At 64.4% G+C, this 22,123-nt stretch carries 25 protein-coding genes; 12 read left to right on the forward strand and 13 right to left on the reverse strand.

Annotated elements, in window-relative coordinates; translation table 11 throughout:
* Positions 1–49 precede the first annotated feature (49 nt).
* From mnhG to GM910_RS19600, 7 genes are read right to left on the reverse strand one after another with little or no spacing between them, the layout of a single operon-like run.
* A complete protein-coding gene (mnhG, locus tag GM910_RS19570; RefSeq protein WP_159590324.1) occupies positions 50–418 on the reverse strand; it encodes a monovalent cation/H(+) antiporter subunit G in 369 nt (122 codons plus the stop codon).
* Positions 411–749, reverse strand: a complete 339-nt coding sequence (locus GM910_RS19575; RefSeq protein WP_159590326.1) for a cation:proton antiporter — start codon at positions 747–749, stop codon at positions 411–413. Before GM910_RS19575 ends, mnhG begins: the two co-directional genes overlap by 8 nt.
* On the reverse strand, positions 746–1,219 hold the full coding sequence (locus GM910_RS19580; RefSeq protein ID WP_159590328.1) for a Na+/H+ antiporter subunit E: 474 nt from the start codon (positions 1,217–1,219) through the stop codon (positions 746–748). Before GM910_RS19580 ends, GM910_RS19575 begins: the two co-directional genes overlap by 4 nt.
* The gene (locus GM910_RS19585) at positions 1,216–2,775 is read right to left on the reverse strand and encodes a Na+/H+ antiporter subunit D (protein WP_159590330.1); all 1,560 of its coding nucleotides are present in this window, start codon (positions 2,773–2,775) and stop codon (positions 1,216–1,218) included. The genes GM910_RS19580 and GM910_RS19585 overlap by 4 nt, the downstream gene beginning before the upstream one ends.
* Before the next feature lie 7 nt (positions 2,776–2,782).
* Positions 2,783–3,160 carry a Na+/H+ antiporter subunit C gene (locus tag GM910_RS19590; RefSeq protein ID WP_159590332.1) on the reverse strand — a complete coding sequence of 126 codons (378 nt, stop codon included), beginning with the start codon at positions 3,158–3,160 and terminating at the stop codon, positions 2,783–2,785.
* Positions 3,160–3,579 (reverse strand): Na+/H+ antiporter subunit B, encoded by a 420-nt coding sequence (locus GM910_RS19595; RefSeq protein ID WP_159590334.1) that lies wholly within the window; start codon positions 3,577–3,579, stop codon positions 3,160–3,162. Before GM910_RS19595 ends, GM910_RS19590 begins: the two co-directional genes overlap by 1 nt.
* A gap of 1 nt (position 3,580) precedes the next feature.
* Entirely contained in the window at positions 3,581–5,953 is a 2,373-nt protein-coding gene (locus GM910_RS19600; protein ID WP_159590336.1) for a putative monovalent cation/H+ antiporter subunit A, read from the reverse strand.
* Positions 5,954–6,174: 221 nt separating this feature from the next.
* On the opposite strand from GM910_RS19600, the gene msrB reads away from it, so the two are divergent.
* Positions 6,175–6,582 (forward strand): peptide-methionine (R)-S-oxide reductase MsrB, encoded by a 408-nt coding sequence (msrB, locus tag GM910_RS19605; protein WP_159590338.1) that lies wholly within the window; start codon positions 6,175–6,177, stop codon positions 6,580–6,582.
* Between the two features lie 84 nt (positions 6,583–6,666).
* Here the strand turns inward: msrB and GM910_RS19610 are convergent, their stop codons facing one another.
* Entirely contained in the window at positions 6,667–7,092 is a 426-nt protein-coding gene (locus GM910_RS19610; protein WP_159590340.1) for a SufE family protein, read from the reverse strand.
* Between the two features lie 71 nt (positions 7,093–7,163).
* Positions 7,164–7,505, reverse strand: a complete 342-nt coding sequence (locus tag GM910_RS19615; RefSeq protein ID WP_159590342.1) for a DUF5330 domain-containing protein — start codon at positions 7,503–7,505, stop codon at positions 7,164–7,166.
* A 447-nt stretch (positions 7,506–7,952) separates the two neighbouring features.
* On the opposite strand from GM910_RS19615, the gene GM910_RS19620 reads away from it, so the two are divergent.
* The 3 genes from GM910_RS19620 to GM910_RS19630 all read left to right on the forward strand — a co-directional run bounded on the left by GM910_RS19620 (position 7,953) and on the right by GM910_RS19630 (position 11,140).
* Positions 7,953–9,731, forward strand: coding sequence for a sensor histidine kinase (locus GM910_RS19620; RefSeq protein WP_159590344.1), 1,779 nt, complete (start codon positions 7,953–7,955; stop codon positions 9,729–9,731).
* Entirely contained in the window at positions 9,706–10,578 is an 873-nt protein-coding gene (locus tag GM910_RS19625) for a peptidoglycan-binding domain-containing protein (RefSeq protein WP_159590346.1), read from the forward strand. Before GM910_RS19620 ends, GM910_RS19625 begins: the two co-directional genes overlap by 26 nt.
* 217 nt (positions 10,579–10,795) lie before the next feature.
* The gene (locus GM910_RS19630; protein ID WP_159590348.1) at positions 10,796–11,140 is read left to right on the forward strand and encodes a DUF1491 family protein; all 345 of its coding nucleotides are present in this window, start codon (positions 10,796–10,798) and stop codon (positions 11,138–11,140) included.
* On the opposite strand, the gene GM910_RS19635 is transcribed toward GM910_RS19630, so the two are convergent.
* Positions 11,116–12,054 (reverse strand): hypothetical protein, encoded by a 939-nt coding sequence (locus GM910_RS19635; protein ID WP_159590350.1) that lies wholly within the window; start codon positions 12,052–12,054, stop codon positions 11,116–11,118. The two genes, GM910_RS19630 and GM910_RS19635, sit on opposite strands and share 25 nt — an antisense overlap.
* Positions 12,055–12,284: 230 nt before the next feature.
* Between GM910_RS19635 and GM910_RS27005 the strand changes: the two genes are divergently transcribed.
* A complete protein-coding gene (locus GM910_RS27005; protein WP_201285553.1) occupies positions 12,285–12,452 on the forward strand; it encodes a hypothetical protein in 168 nt (55 codons plus the stop codon).
* Between the two features lie 3 nt (positions 12,453–12,455).
* Here GM910_RS27005 and GM910_RS19640 read toward each other — a convergent pair whose 3' ends face one another.
* The 3 genes from GM910_RS19640 to GM910_RS19650 form a co-directional block, all read right to left on the reverse strand.
* Entirely contained in the window at positions 12,456–13,007 is a 552-nt protein-coding gene (locus tag GM910_RS19640) for a DUF1254 domain-containing protein (RefSeq protein ID WP_159590352.1), read from the reverse strand.
* Entirely contained in the window at positions 13,000–13,584 is a 585-nt protein-coding gene (locus tag GM910_RS19645; RefSeq protein ID WP_159590354.1) for a DUF1214 domain-containing protein, read from the reverse strand. Before GM910_RS19645 ends, GM910_RS19640 begins: the two co-directional genes overlap by 8 nt.
* A gap of 107 nt (positions 13,585–13,691) precedes the next feature.
* The gene (locus GM910_RS19650; protein WP_159590356.1) at positions 13,692–15,836 is read right to left on the reverse strand and encodes a transglycosylase domain-containing protein; all 2,145 of its coding nucleotides are present in this window, start codon (positions 15,834–15,836) and stop codon (positions 13,692–13,694) included.
* A 220-nt stretch (positions 15,837–16,056) separates the two neighbouring features.
* On the opposite strand from GM910_RS19650, the gene GM910_RS19655 reads away from it, so the two are divergent.
* The 7 genes from GM910_RS19655 to GM910_RS19685 all read left to right on the forward strand — a co-directional run bounded on the left by GM910_RS19655 (position 16,057) and on the right by GM910_RS19685 (position 21,827).
* The gene (locus GM910_RS19655) at positions 16,057–16,335 is read left to right on the forward strand and encodes a type II toxin-antitoxin system RelE/ParE family toxin (RefSeq protein ID WP_159590358.1); all 279 of its coding nucleotides are present in this window, start codon (positions 16,057–16,059) and stop codon (positions 16,333–16,335) included.
* An 11-nt stretch (positions 16,336–16,346) separates the two neighbouring features.
* Complete coding sequence (locus GM910_RS19660; RefSeq protein ID WP_159590360.1) at positions 16,347–16,655, forward strand: HigA family addiction module antitoxin; 309 nt, start codon at positions 16,347–16,349, stop codon at positions 16,653–16,655.
* A 359-nt stretch (positions 16,656–17,014) separates the two neighbouring features.
* The gene (locus GM910_RS19665; RefSeq protein WP_159590362.1) at positions 17,015–17,254 is read left to right on the forward strand and encodes a protein L; all 240 of its coding nucleotides are present in this window, start codon (positions 17,015–17,017) and stop codon (positions 17,252–17,254) included.
* Positions 17,255–17,431: 177 nt separating this feature from the next.
* On the forward strand, positions 17,432–18,004 hold the full coding sequence (locus GM910_RS19670) for a hypothetical protein (RefSeq protein WP_159590363.1): 573 nt from the start codon (positions 17,432–17,434) through the stop codon (positions 18,002–18,004).
* Positions 18,005–18,367: 363 nt separating this feature from the next.
* Positions 18,368–18,901 (forward strand): hypothetical protein, encoded by a 534-nt coding sequence (locus tag GM910_RS19675; protein ID WP_159590365.1) that lies wholly within the window; start codon positions 18,368–18,370, stop codon positions 18,899–18,901.
* Positions 18,879–20,129, forward strand: a complete 1,251-nt coding sequence (locus tag GM910_RS19680) for a DNA-packaging protein (protein WP_159590367.1) — start codon at positions 18,879–18,881, stop codon at positions 20,127–20,129. Before GM910_RS19675 ends, GM910_RS19680 begins: the two co-directional genes overlap by 23 nt.
* 78 nt (positions 20,130–20,207) lie before the next feature.
* Positions 20,208–21,827 carry a hypothetical protein gene (locus GM910_RS19685; RefSeq protein WP_159590369.1) on the forward strand — a complete coding sequence of 540 codons (1,620 nt, stop codon included), beginning with the start codon at positions 20,208–20,210 and terminating at the stop codon, positions 21,825–21,827.
* Positions 21,828–22,123 lie beyond the last annotated feature (296 nt).

Consider the following 22,123-nt stretch of genomic DNA (forward strand, 5'->3'; position numbering starts at 1 on the left):
GTCGGCCAACGGCTCTACGACAATGGAGCCGGACTGTGGCCGCGACGGGTCAGGAAGAGCGGGGCTTGGGCTGTTTCTTTCCGTTCGGCGCTTCGGCCATGTCGTCGTGCACCGAACCTTCCCACAGGCGGTAGCCGGCAGCGTAGGCGGCCTTGGCCAGGAGATGGGCGGAGATGGGCGCCGTCAGCAGGAGGAAGATGATCGCCGCCAGCGCCCGCGTCACCGTCGAATGATCCTGGGCGAACAGCGCGAGGGCCAGCAGAAGCACGCCGGCGCCCAGCATACCCGCCTTCGAGGCGGCATGCATACGCGAGTAGAGATCCGGCAGGCGCAGAAGCCCGATGGCGGCGGCGAAGGTGAAGAAGGAGCCGACGAGCATTAACGAGCCCACGAGGAGGTTTTGCAAAAGCTCAATCATCGCTCTTCTCCACGAATTGCCCACGTGCCTCGTCCGAGATGAACTCTTCCTCGTAACGTCGGCTCATCACGAAGCGGGCGAAGGCGACGGTGGCCAGGAAGCCGACGAGGCCGAGCGCGATGGCGATATCGAGGTAGAGTGTGTAGCCGGTGCGGATGCCGATGACGACGATGAAGCCGATGGCGATCGTCACCAGCATGTCGAGCCCCAGGATCCGGTCGGGCAGGCTGGGGCCGATGACGACGCGCAGCACCGTGAGCAGGAAAGACAGGCTCAGGATGGCGAGCGCCGCCTGCTCGGCGAAGGCGAGGAAATCCTGTCCGGCAATCATCGGAACGCCTCCATGATCCTGCGTTCGAAGCCCTGCGCGATGTCGCGCCGGAGCGCGTCCGGATCGGAGCAGTCGATGGCGTGGATGTAGAGGAACTTGCGGTCCTCCGACACATCGACCGACAGCGTGCCCGGCGTCAGCGTGATGAGGTTGGCGAGAAGCGTGATCTCGAAATCGCGGTCGGCCTTCAGCGGAAAGGCGAAAATGCCGGGCTTCAGATCCATGCGCGGTGACAGCACGAGCACCGCCACCCGCCAGGCCGAAAGCACCAGTTCGTAGAGGAACAAGGCGGCGAGCGCGATAAGCTTGAAGCCGCGCCGGAAATAGCCGAGCGAACCCACCTGCTCGCGTATGAGATAGAGCGCCAGCGCGCCAAGCAGGAAGCCGAAGACGATATTGGCGAACGTGAAGGAGCCGGTGATCGCGGCCCAGATCAGCGCCAGGAGGATGTTGATGAGATAAAGGGTCATTGCGCCGCCCCCTCGGGGAAGACCGTGCCGATATAGGCTGGCGCGTCGAGGATGGCGCTCGCCGCCCGTTCAGCGACGCTGATCACCGGGTCGGGATAAAGGCCCATGACCACCACCGGCAGGGAAAGCACGGCAAGCGCCACATAGCCCAGATACGGCGAGGCCGGAGTCTCGGGGCCTGCCACCACCCGCGGCCGCCAGATGGTGAGGATGAAGACACGACCGAGCGCCAGCGTGGTGAGAAAGCCGGTGGCCAGGATGGCGAAGGCAAGCCAGGGCTGGCCGGAATCGAGCGAGGCCCGCACCAGCATGACCTTCGGCCACAGCCCCGAGGCCGGCGGCAGGCCGGCCGCCGCCAGCATCAAGAGCAGCGCAAAGGCGGCGACCAGGGGATTTGAGGCATAGAGGCCGGAAAGCTTGCTGAGCGAATAGCTGCCGCCGAGGCCATTCATCACCCCGGCGAGCAGGTAAAGCGCCGTCATGACGATCATCGAATGGAAGGCGTAGAATACCGTGCCGGCGAGGCCTTCCGAAGTGCCTAGCGCGAGGCCCGCCAACATGACGCCGACGCCGGAGATGACAACGAAGCCGAGCACGCGGCGCAAATCCGTCTGCGCCAGCGCGCCCATAATGCCGATCACCATCGTCGCCGCCGCCACCCAGGCGATGAGGCCGGACAGGAGCTCGAGTTCCGGCGGGAAGAGCATCACCAGCGTGCGTAGCAGCGCGTAGACGCCGACCTTGGTCAGTACGCCGCCGAAGAGCGCGGCAGTGACGATCCGCGGCGTATGGTAGGAGGCGGGCAGCCAGAAATTGACCGGGAAGGCGGCCGCCTTCATGCCGAAGGCGAGCAGGTAGAGCACGGCAAGCGTGGTGAGCGGCGCGTTCTCTCGCAGCCCGTCCGCCTTGCGGGCGATATCGGCCATGTTGAGCGTGCCGAAGGTGCCGTAGAGGAGGGCGGTGGCAGTGAGGAACAGCGTTGTGCCGACGAGGTTGAGGATGGCGTATTTGGTCGCCCCGTCGAGCTGCTTGTGCTGCGAGCCCAGCACCAGGAGGCCGAATGAGGAGATGAGGAAGACCTCGAACCACACATAGAGGTTGAAGATGTCGCCGGTCAGGAAAGAGCCGCCGACGCCGGCCATCATCAACATCATGAAGGGGTAAAAGCCGTAGCGCCGGCCCACCGCGCCGATGTCGGCAGTGGCGAAGAGAGCGCAGACGACTGCCACCAGCGTGGCGACCAGCGCAAGGGATGCGCCGAGCGCATCGGCCGCGAACGAAATGCCGAAGGGCGGCAGCCAGCGCCCCATGGTCATCACCAGCGGGCCCTGGTCGAGCACGCGCGCCAGAAGACCGATATTGCACAGAAGAGCGGCAAGGAGGCCAGCCACGGCAAGGCCCGCATGCAGCCGCGTCTCGTGGCGCACCATCAACAGGATGGCGCCGGTGACGATGGGGATTGCCACCGGCCCCACCACCAGCCAATCGGCGGGCGTGGCGGGCGCCAGCACCATGGCTCCCGAAAGATCGACTGCTTGACCGGGTTCGATTGCCATTGGCGCCTCAATATCCGAGCGGCGGGAGGGCTTCGCCCTCGGGCTCGGCGACCCGCATGCCGTCCGTGTCGTCTGTGCCCAGCTCCTGATAGGCGCGGAAGGCAAGGACCAGAAGGAAAGCGAAGATGGAAAACGAGATGACGATCGCCGTCAGGATGAGCGCCTGCGGCAGCGGATTGGCTGTGATCCGGTCGGGCGTGTCGAGGCCCTCGGGGATGATGGGCGGCACTTCGCGCACGACCCGGCCCGCGGTGAAAATCGTCAGGTTCACGGCGTTCGAGAAGATCGCCACGCCGAGAAGGATGCGGATGATGTGCTTGGACAGCATCAAGTAGATCGACACGGCGAAGAACACGGCGACCGTGGCGGCAAGGATGGTTTCCATCACGCGTGCTCCCTTTCCTCAAGCGCCAGCGCGATGGAGGTGATCGAGCCGACGACGACGAAATAGACGCCGATGTCGAAGAACAGCACCGTCGAGATGTCGACGGGCAGCCCCAAAACGTCGATCTCGGTCCATTGGCCGGTCAGGAAGGGCATGTCCATGAACAGCGACACCCCGCCCGACAGCGCCGAGACAAGCAGGCCGAAGCCGGAGATGGCCATCGGGTGGAAGTAGAGCGCGCGGCGCACCGGCGCCACGCCGCAGGCGATGCCGTAGATGGCGAAGGCGGAAGCGGCGATCAGACCGCCGATGAATCCGCCGCCCGGCTCGTTGTGGCCGCGCAGGAGCACAAAGATGGAGAACAACACCATGAGGCTGGCGAGATAAGGCGCGATGGTGCGGAAGATCAGGGTGTGCATGTCATGCCTCCACCTTTTCCACGGCCCTGGCCGGCTGCTTTTCTGCCTTGAGGGGCGCAACCCCCGGGCGGATGCGCACGAGCGCCAGGATGGCGAGCCCGGCGATCATCACCACGGCGATCTCGCCCAGCGTGTCGAGGCCGCGGAAGTCGACGATGATGACGTTGACGATGTTGCGGCCGTGGGCGATGACGCGGGCGTTCTCGGCGAAGAAGACGCTAAGGGTGTCGTCGAACGGTACTTGCGTGACGCGCAGCAGGATGAGGCCGAGGCCGGCACCGCACAGGGCGGCAATCGAGATGTCGAGCATCTTTTGGCCGGTCGGCCGGTGATCTGCCGGTGACAGCCTTAACCGTGTCATGACGAGGGCCAGGATGACCACCGACAACGTTTCCACCATGAATTGGGTGAAGGAGAGGTCGGGCGCACCGAGCAGCATGAAGATCAGCGCCACGGCGAAGCCCTGGATGCCGAGCGAGACGATGGCCGTCAGCCGGTCGCGTGCGTGGAGGACCGCGGCAAGGCCGATGAAGCCAATGGCAAGCACCGCCAGTTCGTAGAACGGCAGGGAGGGCAGCGCGGGCATTGTCGGCAATTCACCGAAGGCGACCATCGGCACGAAAAGGGCGGCGGCCAGCGCGATGAAGGTCGCGGTCATGTAGACGTCGAGGCGCCCGCCCTGGACGATACCGGTGACGAAGGCCGAGAGCCGCACCGTGCCGCGCACGGCCTGGTCGAAGCCGCGGTCCGGGCCCCAGCCGATGGCGGTGAGCGTCGCCGCCATCGCCGCGCGCCCGCGCTCCAGCGTGAGATAGCAGGCAATGCCGAGGGCGATGGTGAGCGCCGACAGAAGAAGCGGCAGGCCGATATGCGGGACCACGGAAATTGACACGGAAAGAGGCTCACCCGCCACGGCGCTGGCCATGGGGCTGGAGACGAAACGGTGGCTGAGGTCCGAAAAAAGCGCGGCCAAGAGGCCATCCACGGCCAGCACCAACGGTCCGAGCCACAACAATACCGGCCCTTCGTGCGGCGCCTTCGGCATCTTCACCCTCGCGCCGGTGAAGGGCTTGAGCGCCACCGCGAAACCGATGGCGAACATCAGGGCATTACCCAGCACCGCGGTGAGCGTGAGCAATATGCTCCAGCCGCTGGCGAAGCCGAGCCCGGCATAGATCTCTTCCTTGGCCAGGAATCCGAAAAACGGACCCAGGCCGCCCATCGAAAGCGCGGCGAGCACAGCCGCAATGAAGGTGACCGGCATGGCACTGCCGATGCCGCCGACCTTGGTGATGTCGCGGGTGCCCGTCTCATGATCGATGGCGCCGGCGACCATGAAGAGCGCACCCTTGAACATGGAGTGCGCCACCAGATAGAGCACCGCGGCCTCCACCGCGACCTCGGAGCCAAAGCCGGTCAGCATGACGAGCAGCCCCAGCGAAGCGACCGTCGTGTAGGCGAGCATCAGCTTGAGGTCGGTCTGGCGCAGCGCCAGAAGCGTGCCGATGATGAGCGTCGTACCGCCGAAGACGGGCAGGATCGTCTCCCACGCCGGCGTTTCACCCATCACAGGGTTAAGGCGCATGACGAGATAGACGCCCGCCTTCACCATGGTGGCCGAATGCAGGTAGGCGGAAACCGGGGTGGGCGCTTCCATGGCGTTGGGTAGCCAGAAATGAAACGGGAACTGCGCCGATTTGGTGAACGCACCGCCAAGAACCAGGAGGAGCGCCGCCATGTAGAGCGGCGCCGCACGCAGAACCTCGCCCTCGGAAAGGAGCGCCGAGAGGGAAGCGGCGCCGGTGATGTTGGCAATGACCAGAAGCCCCGCCAGCAGCGACAGTCCGCCCAGCCCCGTCACCACCAGCGCCTGGAGCGCGGCGCGGCGCGAGGCTTCGCGCGAATGGTCGAAGCCGATCAGGAGGAAGGAGGTGATCGAGGTGAGTTCCCAGAAGACGAACAGCATCAGAAAGGAATCGGCCACCACCAGCCCCTGCATCGACCCCATGAACATGAGGATGAAGGAGAAGAAGCGCCCCAGATGCGGGTGGCCTTTGAGATAGCCGCCCGAATAGAGAACGATGAGCGTGCCGATGCCGGAGATCAGGAGGGCGAAGGTGAGCGACAGGCCGTCGAGATACCAGGAGAAGTCGACGTCGAGGCTTTCGATCCAGGCGTAGCCGCCGGCGACCGTCTCTCCCTCCGCGACCGCCCCTAGGAAGCTGGTGAAGTGGTAGAAGATGAAAGCAGGAAAGAGCGCCAGGACCCAGGCAGCGTTATGCCCGAAGACGCGGGTCAGGAACGGGGCTGCAGCGGCGCCGAGAAAGGGCAGGATCAGCACAAGGAATGTCAACCACTGCCCGTCCGCTGCCATGGGTTCCCCTCGTTCGATGTTTTGCAGCCTGCGATCCGGGTAAGATGATGAATACGCTTCGATCGCCGCCGTGACATAGACGTTCGCGTCAAGCGGGGCAAGGAGGGCGCGGCAATCCGCGCGGTTATTCACGAATTGTCGGCGCGAATTGCAAGATGGATGGCTGCAAAAGCGAGTTTTTGAACCCCATATAAGCGGCGGCACGAACGGGAGCATCGATCATGACGAGCAAAACGCGGTTGAAGGTTGAGAAGTCGGACGCCGAGTGGCGCGAACAGCTTACGCCCGAGCAGTATCACGTGACGCGGGAGGAGGGCACCGAGCGTGCCTTTACCGGCCCTTACTGGGACAACAAACGCCCGGGCCTTTACCGCTGTGTGAATTGCGGACGGCGGCTCTTCAAGTCCGAGACGAAATACGATTCCGGCACGGGCTGGCCGAGCTTCTATGCGCCGGTGGAGGATGAGGCGGTATCGCTCAACGAGGACCGCTCGTGGTTTTCCACGCGCACGGAGGTACGCTGCGCGGACTGCGACGCGCATTTGGGCCATGTCTTCAACGATGGGCCGGAGCCGACAGGGCTGCGCTACTGCATGAACGGGCACGCGCTGGATTTCGAGGAGCGGTGAGAGACCGCTTGGGAATTCTACCGCGGCGGGCACCCGTCGCGGTTTTCTGCGCTTCCGGTGTTCATGTACCCAATGTACGCTCCGCTACGCAGCGGCCATCGCCATCTCCGCCTCCTGGCGGATGCGCTGGATCATGGCGCGCAGGCCGTTGGCACGCTGCGGGGTGAGGTGTTCGTCAAGGCCCAGCGCACGCAGGGTGTCATCGGCGTCGGTGGTCAGTATCTCGCTGGCGCGGCGGCCGCTGAAGAGCGCCATCATGATCGCCACCAGCCCGCGCACGATGTGCGCGTCGGAATCGCCCTTGAAGGTGATGAGCGGATCGCGGCCTTCGCCGATCTCGGTATGAAGCCAGACCTGGCTGACGCAGCCGCGCACCTTGTGGCGGTCGTCGCGCGAGGCTTCGGGGAACGCCGGCAGGTCGTTGCCGAGCTCGATGATATAGCGGTAGCGCTCCTGCCAATCGTCGAGGAAGGCGAAGTCGTCCCGGATGGTGTCGATACCAGTCATCATAGCCCGCATATAGTGATTATGCGGGCGGGCGTCACGGGAAAAGTCCGGCTTTCGAAGCACGTGACGCCGGATTATTCGGCCGGAGCGATGCTGCCGGTGGCGGTCACCTGCGGTTCTTCCCTCGGCTCTTCGACCATGTCCGCTTGGGGCACGGCCTCGTCGTCGATCAGACCTTGAGCGATCCGCATGCCTTCCCTGGCGCGCGCGGTGATGGTGTGCACGGCGGTCTTGGCGGTGGCGCAGACGTCGGGCTGGCGTCCGCAGATGCCGGCGACGTCGCGCACGGCGTCGCGGGCCGCCACCAGCGCCTGCAGCGGACCGACCTGCTCGGCCTCCGGCCCTTCTCCCGTGTTGAGCGGGATGAAAAGAAGCACCAGCGAAAGCCAGAAGGCACAACGGATCAGGAATCCCATGGCTTCAGTCCTCACATCCGCCCCGCGGGTCGGGGCTTCCCCGGTAGCGACAGTGGCAGAGGCGCGCAAAAGAGCTCTTGAGAAATTGGCTAAAATTGGAGGCAAATGGCTGGAAAATTCGAAAATGTCGGGATTCGAAACGAATTTCTTTCAAAGGCGCGTCGTGGCCGCAACCTCTGTGTAAGCATCTAAGGAATTGCGCGGATTGCGGGATTCGGCTCGGGCGGCTTCTCGGCGAGTGGCGGAGGCGGGCGGGTGGCGGCCCGAATCCGGCGATCATTTGTTAACCATGTACGCATTCCCTTGCCCGCATTTCCCCAGATCAGCCACGTTTCAGGCCTTGCGGTGCCTTTCCCGGGTGCCCGTTTATCCTTTCCTTAAAGGCTGGATGCGAGTGTCCCGACCAGAACAAGAGCCCGTCAAACGGACACGAGCGAGCGCGTCGAGTTGAGCACACGAGCGTCCCTTTCCACGAACTGGCCGGAGAGCCTGAAAGCGGCCTGCGAACGCCTGCTGCATCCCTCCGTCATGGGGGCGGATGAGCGCGCGCGACAGCGGCGGCTTTTGGCAGCGCTTTTGGCGGGGCCGGTGCTTGCAGCGATCGCCACCGCGCAGGCGATGCCGCTGCATGGCGGTGGAGCAGGTGCGTTCGCTTCCGTATTCATGGTATTCGGTGCCGGCCTTCTGGCGGCCTTCGCGCTGATCGTCACCGGTCGCCGCCGGCTGGTCGAACCTGCCTCGCTCATGCTCGCGGCTGTGGCGGTCGGTGTCTTGACGGCCGCCGGCGGCGGGCTTTCCTCGCCGCTGACGGCGATGGCGGCTGCACTTGCCGTGGAGGCGGGCTGGATCGGGCGAACGAAGAGGGCACTCGGCTTCGGGTTGATGGCGGCCGGCTCGGCCATCGGGCTCGGCGCGGCGTTGAGCGCGACGGTCTTTGCCGACGCGGTGCCCGCCTCGGCCTGGCTGTGGGCCGTGCCGCTTCTTTACGTGGCGACGCTTCTCGCCCGGCTGCCGCTGATTGGCGAGCGCGAGGCTGCTGCCGGACCTAAAGGCCGGCCTATCGAGGAGATTATCGGCGCGGCGGTCCTGCGCATGCAGCAGGGCGGCGACGTGGTTGAGGCTTCGCCGCAGGCGGAGGCGTTGTTTGCCGTGGCGCCGGAGATGCTTTTGGGAACGGGATTTTTCGACCGTATCCACGTGGCCGATCGCATCGCCTATCTGCAGGCGCTGGCCGATCTGCGCGAGGGGGCGGACCGGCGCGTTGTACGCATGCGCATGCGCACACCGGCACAAGCCGGCGTACCGGCGGGTGCGTGCTACCGTGCGCTGATCGCCGATATCGCCGCCGAGCCGGACGGGAGCGGGCTTGTCGCCGTCGTGCGCGACGATGCCGCGACGGCCGAGCTGGAGGCCGCACTTGCGAGCGCCAAGGATGCCGCCGATAGCGCCACGTTGGCGAAGGACCGTTATCTCGCCTCCGTCAGCCACGAGCTGCGCTCGCCGCTCAACGCCATTCTCGGCTTCTCCGATGTGCTGGCGAACGAGATGTTCGGCCGTTTCGCCAACGACAGGCAGCGCGAGTATGTCGGCCTCATCCGCGAGGCGAGCGGGCACCTCCTGTCGGTGGTGAACGCCATTCTGGATGTCTCGAAGCTGCAGTCCGGCGCCTATGCGCTGGAGTCGCATCCGTTCCGCTTCGAGGAAGCGTTGCAGTTCTGCCTTGCGATGTCGGCGCGCGAGGCGGAGGCGAAGTCGGTGGCGCTGAAAGCCGATATCGCCGAAGACATCGGCGTGGTGAACTGTGATCGCCGCGCCGTCCAGCAGGTGCTCATCAACCTTTTGTCCAACGCGGTGAAGTTCACGCCGGCGGGCGAGGTGAGGGTGACGGCACGGCGCAGCGGCGGCCGGCTGGAGCTCGATGTGAGCGATACGGGCATCGGCATGTCGGCGGAGGACCTGGAGCGCGTCGGCACGCCCTTCACACAGGTACAGAACAGCTATACGCGCCAGGGCACGGGGCTCGGCCTGGCGCTGGTGAAGGGGCTGGTGAAGCTCTCCGGCGGCGCCATGAGCATCGAGAGCGCGCCGGGCACGGGAACGCGGGTGCACGTCTCGCTGCCGGCGGGCGGCGTCAAGGGCGATGGCGGGGAGGAAGAATGCATCGCGATAGGCGGAGCGAACTTGAACAGTGAGTGGAACGATGACGCGTTACGCAAGACGGCCTGAACACGGCGGAGACGAAGGGGGGTGGCTGCGCGCCGGGCTTTCCGGACTGGGTGCGGTGATCGCGCGCAATCCGGCGGCGGTCGGTGGGACGACGGCCTTTTTCGTGTCCCTGGCCTTCGTTTCGGCAAATGCGCTCTGGTATCAGCCGCAGGTGCACCCCAACGCTTTCGTGTCGACGCGGGCGCCGGCTTTCACCGCAGCGCCCGAGCCGGAGATCGCGCCGGAGGAGACGCCGAGTCCTGCCGCCGCCCCCCGCGAGGAGGTGCGCGCGGTGACGGGCGGCGAGGGAGCGCCGAAGGCCGAGGCCGAGCCGGCACCGGAATCGACGGGTTCGGTGGCGGAGGACAGCGGCGACGCCACCGTGCGCTCCGTGCAGAAGGTTCTGAGCGATCTGGGGCTTTATCGCGGACCCGTGGACGGGCTGACGGGGCCACAGACGCGTGGGGCGGTGGAAAACTACCGCCGCATCGTCGGGCTGGAGCCCGGTACGGAGATCGATTCGCCTCTGCTGAGCCAGCTCGGGCTGGAGGGCCGGACGGCAACGGTGGAAACGGCAGTTCCGGCGCCGAAGCCGGCGCCACGGCCCGCGCCGGAGCAGAGCGATCCGGTGCAGACGGCCTCGCTCGACGGCGGGGCTGCTGGGGCAGCCGGCGGCGATCCGGTGATCAAGCGCGTCCAGGCCGGGCTGAAGGCTTTCGGCAATGACGGTATCGAAGTGGATGGTGTGATGGGTGAGAACACCCGCTCGGCGATCCGCGAGTTCCAGTCGCTGTTCGGCCTGCCGGTGACCGGCGAACCCGATCAGGCGTTTCTGGCCAAAATGCGGGAGATCGGGCTGACGAATTGACGGACGGTATCCGCATCTTCGGTTGCAGCAAATGCTTTCTTCAACTTAAGGATGAAGTTGAAGATCTGCGGGTAACGGATTCTGCCGCTAGAACAATTCAGGCCTTGGCCGAGCACGCCGATGCCTCCCTCGTCTGCCGGTATTGCCTTGCAAGTGCAGCCGGTATCCTGGATCACAGGCTTAAATCAGCGAGCACCAACGGGAAGGCCGCATAGCCATGCGTGTGACCAGCGAATTATGGGTTTCAGCACTGGTGAGGCGTGTCTTCGCCGATGGCGGCTTTGCAGCAGTGAGGCGCAAGGGAGCGCGGGAGGCGGGGGCGATCTTCATCATCCGGCGCACGCGGCTGGGGGAATTGGAGTTTTATGCTCCCGCGCCGCAGACGAGCTATGACGAGGCGCGGCCCAGCGAGCGGCAGTTCGTTCGCGTGACGGCGGCCATCGAGGAGGACGCGGTGGAGAAGCGGTTGGAGCGCGAGATGCGCTTCGATCCGGATGTCTGGGTGGTGGAGGTGGAGACTGCGGACGAGCTCGACGGCTATCTGGCGGTTGCCACCGAGTGAGCCGCGACGGGCTGCCGGTCTTCCGGCCGGTCCTTACAGCGCCAGTCCTCGACCTTTTTCCGGGCCACCTCTGTGCTCATGGTGGCATAGCGTTCGATGAAGAGGCGAATCGCGGCGGCGTGGACGACCTTGGCCGGGAAGATGGCGGCGGTGACGAGGAAAGCCTGCTCCACGGTCAGTTGCAGGGCGCAGAGGCCCGTGAGCAGGTCGGCGTAACCGATGCCGGAGGTCAGCCGGCGGGTCCGCTCTGCCGAGATGTCGAGGGAGCGGGCGAGGGTGGTAGCGAAGAGCTGCCTGTCGCCGGAAAGCGCGGCCTCGCGCAGGGCGGTATAGGCCTGGTCAGGGTCGGGAGTTGGCTGTTCATCACCTGCTTCGCCACTCTCTGCCGGATCGCCCACTGGCGGTGCTTCCTGCATCAGGTCGCGGAGCTGGCAGCGGATCGCCTCCAGCGCATCGACTTCCGGCTCGGTCCTCTCGGCGATCTCGGCTTCGCTTTCGGCGCGGGCGACGAGCGCCCGGATGAGGGCGGCGATGACCGGGTTGAGGCCGTCGCGGCGGGCAATGGCCTTGGCGTGCGGCAGGCCGTGGCGGCCGATCAAGGCAATGAGGTCGACGTCGGAAAGCGCACCTGAGCGAACGAGGAGGGGGGCGGAGGTTTCCACCGGCTCTTCGGCAAGACGCCGGACGAGATCCCGGGGAGCGGGGTCGCACTCGGAAAGTGCTGCGGCGGCGAAGCGGCGCGCCTCGGCGGGCACGGCATCGAACAGGCCGAGCGCCAGATCGTCGAGCTGCGCGAGCTCGCGCTTCGTGGGGCGGGAGAGCGTGCAGAAGGCGGAGACGGCGGCACGGAACAGCCGCTCGCAGTTGCGCGGGCCTCCTCCGAACGCGATATGCCTGAAGTCCGCGGTGGACACGCCTTAACGCCTGATACTCAAGAACACTTGTGTCGGTGGGACGCGGCCTGGCTGCGCAGGCGGCCTCCCGGCTCATCGTTCAAATTATCGGCAATGCGTTAGCGACCCATTAACCCCGAAATTAAGGGTTGCGTTCACCATTCAGCGTTAAGGAGCCGTTAACCATGAGAGGCGTTTGATGCGGATGGAGGCGTTGCGTACCATTCCGGCCCGAAGCGGGGGACGTAAACATGGCAACTATCCTGAACTTCAAGCGCGTGGCGCCGCGGCCCACCCGGCGTCTGCCGGTCCCCAAGGGCGGGGCGGCGATCATCATTTTTCCCGGTGTGCGCTACGAGCGCAGGGACGGCGGCAAGGAGACGCCTTTCCGCCCGCACCAGGAGTGCAAGCGCCGCTGAATTTCAGCCCAAAGGCCGCGGTTCGCAGCTTATGCCGTTGAGGAAGGCGGTGGCGGCACCTTCCCAGGTTTCGTCGGGCACGAAGACGCGCAACAGCAAGATGCCTTCCTCGACATCGGTCTCGATGAAGACGGACTGGCCGAGGTCGGAGGCAAAGCGGGTGCGCATGCGCTGCATCTGCGCCTGCGTGAGAACCGTGAAATCGAGCGTCCCGTCGGGTGTCGCCCGGTCGCTGATGGAAAAGACGTTGAGGCCCTGGTGGTCATAGACGGACATGGACCAGAAGGGCACCGAGCCTTCGCCGCGCACATGGAGCGAACCGCGCGAAAGGTCGAACCGGCAGGCGGCCGCCTCGATGAAGGGATCGGCGGGAACGGGCACCTGTTGGGCGAGCCTTTCGCGGTCAAACCGCACGGTGTCATAGGGCTCGGCGACTGCCGAAAGCCGCGTCCACGCGTCGCGCACCGAATAGCTCGGCAACAGGAAAAGGATGGCGAGGTGAACGATGCCGGCGCCGACGAGACCGAGGAGGAGGGCGTAGGGAAGTCTAGCCATCGCAGGTCGTCCTGGTGATCCTCGGCAGGGAGAGCTCCTCGACCCGTGCGCCGGAAGCGACAGGCGTGTCGAACAGGGTCAGCACGAGCCGCATCGGCCCGTCGCCGGTGACGGCCAGCCAGTTGGATGGCACCGGATGGCGGGAGACGACGATGGAAAAGCCGTTGTCGGAATGGCGCAGCACCATCTGCGAATGAAGAGCGGCACGGCGGCGCTTGAAGGGCGGCAGCAACGCGCCTTCCGGGCCGGCCGCATAAAGGGTCCAGAAACGAGAGGTGGGCATCGGCCCTTCGATCCTATAGGCGCACTCGCGCCGCAGGCTGCGGCCGTTCGAATCCCGCCCGGCGGTGAACGTGATGCCCTCCGAGCGGCCCAGCGGAATGCCGCCCTGGCGGGCGAAGCGGGCGCGCGAATAAGGATCGGCCTCGCGCGTTCCCACACTCGGAAACGCCGTCCATGGGCCGGCGCTGACGGCGCCCACGGGGCGCGCTTCCTCGAGCATCATCCAAACGCTGGCGGCACCACCGCCGACCGCGATGGTAAGCGCGAGGAGGGTCAGGAAAAGCGTCTTCAACATGGGAGGCCGGTGTTTGCGGTGGTGGCGACGCTCGTGATACTTTCATGCACCTTTCCGATTCAACCGAAACCTCATCCTGCCCGGCGAGCGCCTGTGGTGCAATATTCTCAAAGGGCCGACAGGGTCTCCGGTCCGGCGGTGGGTTTCAGCGGCGGGGCGCGGCGGAAATGTTCCGCCATGTCCTTCAAGACGTTGCTGGTGGCTGTCGGCATCGTGCGGGGCGGTCGGGCGAGGCCGTTTATCTGGCCTTCCGCCTCGCTGGCGGTGGCAACCGTGGTGGCGTCGAGCGCCGGTAGCGGGTCATCTATGCCGGGGATGGGCCTGAGTTCCGTGTTCTGATGCGCGTAGGCCATGAAGCGCTGCCACACCATGGCCGGCAGCGAGCCGCCGGTCATGCGGCGCGTGGGGCGGTAGTCGTCGTTGCCGAGCCAGACGGCGGCGACGTAGTTGCCCGTGTAGCCGACATACCAGGCGTCGCGGTAGGACTGGGTGGTGCCGGTCTTGCCGGCCGAGCGCACGCCTGGAAGGGCAGCCCGCCGCCCGGTGCCGCGCTCGGGCACCTGGACGAGGATGCTGTTCATGGCGGAGACGGCCTTTTCGGAAAGGACGCGGCGCGGCGGCGTGGCGTCGCGGGCGAAATCGTAGAGGATCGCGCCCGAATGGGTGGTGAGCTGCAGGATCCCGTGGCGGGTGCCGGCATAGCCGCCGCTGGCGAAGACGCCGAAGCCGGTGGCCTGGTCCATGACCGTCATGCCGGAGGTGCCGAGCACCATCGTCTTGTGGCCGTTCAGTTCCGACTCCACGCCCATGGCCACCACCAGCTTTTCGATCGGCTCGAGGCCGAGATGGTCGCGGGCGAGCCGGACCGGCACCGTGTTGTAGGAGTGGATGAGAGCGGTGGCGAGGTCGACGCGGCCGGCATAGCGGCGGGTGTAGTTCTGTGGCGCCCAGCCGCCCCACGAGATCGGCCCGTCGGAGATCACCGAGCTGGGCTCGAAGCCGGCCTCCATGGCGGCGGCGTAGACATAGGGCTTGAAGGAGGAGCCGGGCTGGCGCAGCGCCTGGGTGGCGCGGTTGAACTGGCTCTGGCCGTAATCGCGCCCGCCGACGATGGCGCGCACGGCGCCGTCTGTCTCCATGACGACGGCGGCGCCTTCGGTGACGTCGTAGTCCTTGCCGTGCTGGCGCAGGTGGTACTCCATCGATTCGGCGACGGCCTGCTGCAGGTCGGGATCAAGGGTGGTGCGTGCCACCAGCGAATGGGTGGCGCCGTCGGGGACGATCTTCTTGACCTCCTCGAAAGCCCAGTCGAGGAAATAGTCCGGGCTGTCGCGTTCGCCCCGGTCGACGGCGCTGGCCGGATTGAGACGGGCCGGCAGCACCTGTCCCTCGGTCATGAGGCCGGACTGGACGAGGTTTGTCAGCACCTCGTTGGCGCGCGCGCGGGCGGCCGGCAGGTTGATATGCGGGGCATAGCGGGCCGGCGCCTTGAAGAGGCCGGCGATCATCGCCGCCTCGGCGAGGGTCAGGTCCTGCACCTGCTTGTCGAAATAGAAATCGGCCGCGGCCGAGATGCCGAAGGTGCCGCCGCCGAGATAGACGCGGTCGAGATAGAGCTGCAGGATCTCCTTCTTGGAAAGGTTCGCCTCCAGCCACAGCGCCAGGAAGGCTTCCTTGACCTTGCGCTCGACCGTGCGCTCGTTGGTGAGGAAGAGGTTCTTGGCCAACTGCTGGGTGAGGGTGGAGCCGCCCTGGACGATGGTGTTGGCGCGCACGTTCTCCGTCATGGCACGCACGAGGCCGAGATAATCGATGCCGAAATGCTCGAAGAAGCGGCGGTCCTCGGTGGCCAGCACCGCCTTGACCACATGGTCGGGCATCTCGTCGACGGGGACGGAATCGCGCTGGATGACGCCGCGCTGGCCGATCTCGTTGCCGTAGCGGTCGAGGAAGGTGACGGCATAGTCGTCCTGGGCGCGCCAGTTGGCCGAGGTCTCCTCGAAGGCGGGGATGGCGAGCGCCAGCATGAGGACGGCGCCGACGGTGGCAAGGGTAAGGCTTTCGCTGAAGAGCTCGATCGCGGCGCGCTTTGCCCCGTAGAGGCGGAAGCGGCGGAAGAAGATGGTGATGTTTTCCCAGGCTTCCGAAAGCTTGAAGCCCGCTTCATAGAGCGTGGAATCGATCCATGCATCGACCTCGAGGAGCCTCGTTGCCCTCGGCGCCCGCCCCTTTTTCGTGCGCTTCTCTTCCATTGCTGGACCGCCCGGCCTCTTCCCCTTGCTTGTCGACCTGCCGCGGAAAAAGCCGCGGCAAGTGCGCAAAGTCGTCCCCCTGGGAGAGGTTTAGCACATTTTGGGGAATGGGGTGTGGGGGAAATTGTTGTAGCCATCAACTGTATGCGCGGTAAGGTAAACGTGCTGATGTGTAAGCTATCCGTTGACACGAGAATGTGTAGCCTGATAGCTTACACTTGTGATCAAGTCGTTCAAATCAAAGGCGCTGGCGGAACTGTGGTCGAAGGGCCGTACAGCGAAGATTGACGCCAGAATGCACAAGCGCATCCTTCTGCGCCTTGAAAGGCTTGAGGCAGCCGGAGCGCCGGAGGATGTGAACCATCCCGGCTTTGACTTCCACGCCCTCAAGGGCTTTAACCCGACGCGGTACACGATCCATGTGAACGGGCCGTGGTGCATCACGTTCGAGTTCGAAGACAGTGATGCGCTCCACGTCGATTTCGAACAGTACCATTAGGAGGCACTGCCATGACTGTGTATCCCGCTATCAGAGATCCTGATCGCTGCCCCTCGCATCCAGGGGCGGTCCTGGATGATATCCTGATCGATCTCAATGTGACGAAGAGCGAGATTGCCGGCATGCTTGGCATTTCGCGCCAGCACCTGCATGACATTCTTGCCGAGCGCAAGCCGCTTTCCCCGACTATTGCCGTGAAGGTTGGCAAGGTATTTGGCGGAGGCGCCGCCTCGTGGCTGCGCATGCAGGCCGCTTACGACGCCTGGCATGCGGAGCGCGAAGTTGATGTCAGCGACCTTCCGACGCTTAACGCCGCCTGACCGGCTTGCTCCCTTGTTTGTCACGCACGTAGTTAGGAATTTAATCTCATGGCTCGCGACAAGCGCGTCACCGATCGGCGGATTGGTGAGACCGGTTACGCCTAAGCAGAAAGCGCACCGACTCTCTCTGGTTGCGCAAAAAGCGTGGGAACAACCTCTGATTCCAGTGGACGGAACGGGAACGTCCTTGCTTTCACGCTCTGGACTCCCCTCAAATGGATGGCTGCGGTGACCACGAATCACCGCCATTATCGTCAACCAAGCCACTGAGAGGCTCGACCTTGAAGAACAATCACCACACTAATTCTCCAGGTGATTCCGTCAAGCCTTCCTGTGGCCTCATACAGGAAAATTATGACATGGCACTTTATCAGAATGGCGACGAACTGGCCCACAAGGTGGACGCCTGTTTCGACAAGGTGCACTCGCCGGGCACCGCCGCGCCCTATTCCGGCATATACATCTGCGCCAATTGCAGAGACGAATATGCCTGCAATGCGGGCGATCCGTTGCCTCCGCAAAACCATCGCCAACACAACCCCTCTACGGGTGCGATACGCTGGAAGCTGTTGATCCAAACACAGAACGGCCCGAGCTAGGACTTTGTGTCGCCCCGGCTGGTTCCAGTTGTACCAGCCGGGGCCGATACATCCAGGTCCTTTGGAAGCGCACCCTTTCGATCCGTTCGTGCCTTCCTCGGATCGGAAGAGGTCTTCAACAGGCGGCGCAACACCTCGTCGCCCTTTTCCTGGTCTTTATCCATGGGGGATTCTATCATGGAAGAATACCGCGTCACCTTGGACAAGGGCGGCCTAAACCGCGATTTCGTTTTTGTCGGCGGGCCGCTTGATGCGCCCGATGGTTTGGACGACCTTTTCCGCGCTCTTGGCTTCGCTTCCGCTCAGTGGGCGCGACTAGAGCAACATATTGATGCGGTCCTAATCCACGTCAACAACCGCGAGCACTCAGACACCATTTTCGATGCTAAACACCCGATCAGTTTTCAGGCCAAAATCAAGCTGCTGAAGCGCTGGTTTAATCAGCACCCGGCCCTCGCGAACTTGACCGTGGACATTCGCACACTGACGACCAAATTGAAGGAACTGAGCCCGCACAGGAACAACCTGATTCATGGCGTGCTTGACAGTTGGGATGCCGCCACCAAAACGTGCGTGCTGCGAACTCTAAAATTCATCGGCGACGACGAATTCAATCTCTCGAACCATGAATATACGATTGAGGGGATCGAGACCGTTGCCGAATTGACCGCAATGTCCAACCGCTACCTATCCACGATCTCACAGGCCATCTTCACGAAAGATGCGCTCGCACAACTGCGAACACCTTGATCGCGCATTCCGCGTCCAAGTCGTCGTTATCGTCCCGTTGGTGGCGGTTGATAATCCTTGCCAGTTCATCGATATCCCTTCGAGCAGGGGGCCCCGCGATGCTCAGTGCCAGCCTGTCGCGAATAATCGCGCATTTCCAATCTCGGTAGGTCACGCACACAATTAGGAATTTAGTCCTTGACACCGTAACGGCCCTTTGCTAGGGTTCAGGCATCGTCGGAAAAGTGGGTTCGGCGGCGGGAGCCGCTTTTGGGGGTTCGGTCGGTGGCCGGGCCTCGATCTTCTTTTCGGCTAGGTTTTCGCGAGCGTCGGCGCCTTGGGCTCCGGCGCTTTTTTGTTGCGCGGATTTCGGGGAGAGGCGGGATGCCATTGAGATATGTGCCGTCGGCACACGTGCACAGGTCGGCGCGGAAGGCCATGGAGGGCGGGCGGTTGACGTTTGCGCTCCTGGCGGACCTTACCGGGCGCTCGGAGAACCATTGGCGCGGCGTGGCCAGGGCCGAGGGCTGGCGCATCGCTGAGGCCGGGGGATCTGACGAGAAGGCCCCCGAGCCGCCTGCCGAGACGGACCCGGAGGCGCTGGAGACGCGGCTGGTGGCGCTTTCGGACGAGCTGGTGAGCGAACTGGAGGCGGCGGTCGGCGAGGGGCGGGCGTCCGGCAGCTACGACAAGGGAAGGATCGATGCGCTGTCTGCCATGCTGAGGATGGTCGAGAAGATCGGCGAGATGACCCGCGTGCCCGAGCGCGCGGCGGAAAGGCAGAAGAAAAGCGATGAAGAACTGGCCGCCGCGCTCGCCCTTATCGATGCCCGTATCGTGGAGCTCGCTTGTGAACTCGCTGCCACCATGGGCTGTGGAGAGGCTGACCCCGCCGATGGCGGAGAGGGCGCTGGCTGAGTGGTTCGGCTCCGGACGGCTGCCGCAATATCCGGTGGGGGCGCGGCTTTGCGACACCTGGCTGGTGATGGGCGGGCGCGGCTCCGGCAAGACACGGCTGGGGGCGGAATGGGTGAACGGGCTGGTGCGGGGGCTGCCGCCTTTTTCAAACCATGAATATCGGCGCATCGCACTGGTGGGGGAGACGTTTGCGGACGTGCGCGAGGTGATGATCGAGGGGTCTTCGGGGCTGCTTTCGATCTCGCGCGGCAACCGGCCGCGCTATGAGCCGAGCCGGCGGCGGCTCGTCTGGGACAATGGGGCGGTGGCGCAGGTGTTTTCCGCCGAGGATCCGGACAGCCTGCGCGGGCCGCAATTCGAGGCGGCATGGTGCGACGAACTTGCCAAGTGGAAGAACGGGGAGGCCTGTTTCGACATGCTGCAGTTCGGGCTGCGGCTGGGGCAGCGGCCCGTGCAGATGCTGACGACGACGCCGAAGCCGGTGCCGCTGATCCGGCGGCTGCTGGCAAGCCCGGACGTGACCGTGACGCGGATGCGCACGGAGGAGAATGCGCAGAACCTGGCGCGGCGGTTCCTGCGCTCGGTGGAGCGGAGCTATGCCGGCACGCGGCTGGGGCGGCAGGAACTGGACGGCGAACTGATCGAGGACCGCGAGGACGCGCTGTGGACGCGCGCCGGGCTGGAGACGGCGACGGGGCGCTGGGGCGAGGCGGGTCCGTTGCGCCGCATCGTCGTGGCGGTGGACCCGCCGGCGAGCGGGCGGCGCACGTCGGACGCCTGCGGGATCGTGGTGGCCGGGCTCGGCGCCGACGGGGCCGCCTGGGTGCTGGAAGACGGCACGGTGCGGGCGGCCAAGCCCGAGGTCTGGGCGGCGCGGGCGGTCGCGCTCTATCGCCGGTTCCAGGCCGACATGATCGTTGCCGAGGTGAACCAGGGCGGCGACATGGTGAGAAGCGTGATCGGCACGGTGGATGCCACCGTTCCCGTGAAGGCGGTGCGGGCGAACCGGGGGAAGTGGCTGAGGGCCGAGCCGGTGGCAGCGCTTTATGCGCAGGGGCGGGTGCGGCATGCGCGGCGGCTTCCCGAACTGGAAGACGAGATGTGCGACTTCGGCACGGACGGCCTGTCGCAGGGGCGCTCGCCGGACCGGGTGGATGCGCTTGTCTGGGCGATCACCGAGCTGATGCTCGGGCGCACAAGCGAGCCGCGCATACGGGATTTTTTTTGAAATCAAAGGTGAAAGCCAAGCCCAATCTCGTGCGGGCTTGGAGCACCGCTTATCATTTACCCAAAGGAGCAAGCTGAAATGGCAGAGGTCATCTGTACGCATGAGGAGTGTGAAAGCATTCTTCTCTGCGACAAAACAGAATCGTCGACGATTCCCTTCATCCGTAGGTTTTGCGAGGACGCTGATGGAAACGTTCGGGTTGAAAACATCGATCTAGAAGGAAGTATCTACACTATTCAGGGCGAGATCGGCGCTTGCGGAGATAGACATGATCTTGAAAAGCAGGTCATGTGCGACGGTGCAGGGATAACCTTTCTCAGATGGTACGTTACGCGTGACGGGCAGGCGACCGGCCAATTCTTCGACACAGATCTTGCCGGCGCGGACGTCGCGCCCGCCGATCCCGTAAAGGTGGGCGATTGCTGCGGTTGTGCAACTTCAACGACGCAACCGATGTGCGATGCAGGGGCACCCGCGGGGGACCCGGCTGACATCGCTTTCTCTGGGCTGTCCTGCCCAGGATCCGGCACGTCGTCCAATGGAGTCGATTGGCAGGTTGACCAGTGCGACTACGCGTTGCTTGGCTCGCCCCCGGTAGAAGTACTGCTTTTGGGCCAGGCAAATGACGGTCCATTGCAGACGTGGACATTCGACCCCCCAGTCGATCTGGAGTTTGACCTACGCCCCTCGACAGCCGGCGCTGTTGGTTGTGTCGAGTTGCCGGAGGGGACCGAGGTTATAGAGCTGGCGGCAGGGGGCATGACATGGGACCCGGCCACCAGGCAAGCGTGCAGCACTGCCAGCACATCATTTAGAGCAGCGAACCGCTTCCGGATTAGAAATGCTACCAGCTTTCCTCTCAACGCGCTTGATCTTGGTTCAAACTCGTGGGGACTGGCTGGGCTGAACGTGACGCCCGTAGCATCCGGGCCGGTCCAATTTCTGAGGCATATCTGCCTCGACTGCGATGGCAACGTCGTCTCTTCCAGCGACACCACCGTTGACGGCGATGACTACGCTCCGGAAGGGGAGGTGACCGTAGGCGAGTGCCCCAGCGGTTCCGACGGTATCACGTCGACGACGCAGGCGCTTTGCGATGTCCTGCCCACGCCCCCTGTTGCCCCGTATACATTTGATTTCGCCGCGAGCAACGAGGGGATAACATCCACGCCGGTGACGCAGGCCACCGCGCCCAACGGGGTCGTATATTCGATCAACCAGGGCTCTTGGTCGACCAACGGCTATTTTTCCCTTGGCAACACCACCGATACGCACCAGTGGACCTTCCACAACGGGCCCGTCGATCTGGAATTCGATATCCGTGATACGCAACTTGCGGCTGTGAACAAATATCTGCAATTCCCAGAGGACACGGTGATGCTGGAGGTGACGCAACCCAATGTTACCTGGGATGACGTCGCAAAACGACTGAACCGCGGCGCCCTATTCACGAATACCGCGTCCCCCAATCGTTTCCGACTGACGAATGTCAGCAGTCTTGCTCTCAGCGCCCCCAATGCGTTGGCCACTTGGGGATTGTTCGGACTGACCGTTACGCCACGGAACAGCGGCCCTGCTCCAGTGCAGTTCCTGCGACACATCACGTTTGACAGCGGTGGAGACGTTGTTTCTGTCGTGGATGTCAATCTGGACGGCACGGCGTACCAGACACAGGGGCAGGTTCAGCTTTGCAGTTAGCCGCGCAAGGGAAATCCCCGCGGCAACATCACCGTGACGATTGAACATCGACGACCGCGCGATGGCTGCCCGATAGCCTGCGCCGGCATCGTGACTTTCCAATCGAAAGCAATCCGAGTTGGGCGGCCCGCGTGCCGCCCTTTCCAATTTCCCTCCCAATTTACTGGAGCGGCCCGAAATGGCTAGGACCACATGCGTATACACCGAATGCGAGACCTTCCTGCTTTGCGACAAGGTGGGAACGTCTTCGACCCCATTCATCCGCAGGATCTGCAAGGATGCCACCGGCACCACCC

Origin of the sequence: Chelativorans xinjiangensis (assembly GCF_009812055.1) — a bacterium.
GTDB classification, from domain to species: Bacteria; Pseudomonadota; Alphaproteobacteria; order Rhizobiales; family Rhizobiaceae; genus Chelativorans; species Chelativorans xinjiangense.

What these genes read in the sequence shown, in the direction of transcription:
- GM910_RS19660 (WP_159590360.1), top strand. Translation starts at nt 16,347, where the DNA reads ATGACTGTGTATCCCGCTATCAGAGATCCTGATCGCTGCCCCTCGCAT.
- GM910_RS19675 (WP_159590365.1), top strand. Translation starts at nt 18,368, where the DNA reads ATGCCATTGAGATATGTGCCGTCGGCACACGTGCACAGGTCGGCGCGG.
- GM910_RS19680 (WP_159590367.1), top strand. Translation starts at nt 18,879, where the DNA reads ATGGCGGAGAGGGCGCTGGCTGAGTGGTTCGGCTCCGGACGGCTGCCG.
- mnhG (WP_159590324.1), bottom strand. Translation starts at nt 418, where the DNA reads ATGATTGAGCTTTTGCAAAACCTCCTCGTGGGCTCGTTAATGCTCGTC.
- GM910_RS19625 (WP_159590346.1), top strand. Translation starts at nt 9,706, where the DNA reads ATGACGCGTTACGCAAGACGGCCTGAACACGGCGGAGACGAAGGGGGG.
- GM910_RS19650 (WP_159590356.1), bottom strand. Translation starts at nt 15,836, where the DNA reads ATGGAAGAGAAGCGCACGAAAAAGGGGCGGGCGCCGAGGGCAACGAGG.
- GM910_RS19645 (WP_159590354.1), bottom strand. Translation starts at nt 13,584, where the DNA reads ATGTTGAAGACGCTTTTCCTGACCCTCCTCGCGCTTACCATCGCGGTC.
- GM910_RS19610 (WP_159590340.1), bottom strand. Translation starts at nt 7,092, where the DNA reads ATGATGACTGGTATCGACACCATCCGGGACGACTTCGCCTTCCTCGAC.
- GM910_RS19580 (WP_159590328.1), bottom strand. Translation starts at nt 1,219, where the DNA reads ATGACCCTTTATCTCATCAACATCCTCCTGGCGCTGATCTGGGCCGCG.
- GM910_RS19615 (WP_159590342.1), bottom strand. Translation starts at nt 7,505, where the DNA reads ATGGGATTCCTGATCCGTTGTGCCTTCTGGCTTTCGCTGGTGCTTCTT.
- GM910_RS19665 (WP_159590362.1), top strand. Translation starts at nt 17,015, where the DNA reads ATGGCACTTTATCAGAATGGCGACGAACTGGCCCACAAGGTGGACGCC.
- GM910_RS19630 (WP_159590348.1), top strand. Translation starts at nt 10,796, where the DNA reads ATGCGTGTGACCAGCGAATTATGGGTTTCAGCACTGGTGAGGCGTGTC.
- GM910_RS19685 (WP_159590369.1), top strand. Translation starts at nt 20,208, where the DNA reads ATGGCAGAGGTCATCTGTACGCATGAGGAGTGTGAAAGCATTCTTCTC.
- GM910_RS19590 (WP_159590332.1), bottom strand. Translation starts at nt 3,160, where the DNA reads ATGGAAACCATCCTTGCCGCCACGGTCGCCGTGTTCTTCGCCGTGTCG.
- GM910_RS19640 (WP_159590352.1), bottom strand. Translation starts at nt 13,007, where the DNA reads ATGGCTAGACTTCCCTACGCCCTCCTCCTCGGTCTCGTCGGCGCCGGC.
- GM910_RS19670 (WP_159590363.1), top strand. Translation starts at nt 17,432, where the DNA reads ATGGAAGAATACCGCGTCACCTTGGACAAGGGCGGCCTAAACCGCGAT.
- GM910_RS19585 (WP_159590330.1), bottom strand. Translation starts at nt 2,775, where the DNA reads ATGGCAATCGAACCCGGTCAAGCAGTCGATCTTTCGGGAGCCATGGTG.
- GM910_RS19600 (WP_159590336.1), bottom strand. Translation starts at nt 5,953, where the DNA reads ATGGCAGCGGACGGGCAGTGGTTGACATTCCTTGTGCTGATCCTGCCC.
- GM910_RS19575 (WP_159590326.1), bottom strand. Translation starts at nt 749, where the DNA reads ATGATTGCCGGACAGGATTTCCTCGCCTTCGCCGAGCAGGCGGCGCTC.
- GM910_RS19595 (WP_159590334.1), bottom strand. Translation starts at nt 3,579, where the DNA reads ATGCACACCCTGATCTTCCGCACCATCGCGCCTTATCTCGCCAGCCTC.
- GM910_RS27005 (WP_201285553.1), top strand. Translation starts at nt 12,285, where the DNA reads ATGGCAACTATCCTGAACTTCAAGCGCGTGGCGCCGCGGCCCACCCGG.
- msrB (WP_159590338.1), top strand. Translation starts at nt 6,175, where the DNA reads ATGACGAGCAAAACGCGGTTGAAGGTTGAGAAGTCGGACGCCGAGTGG.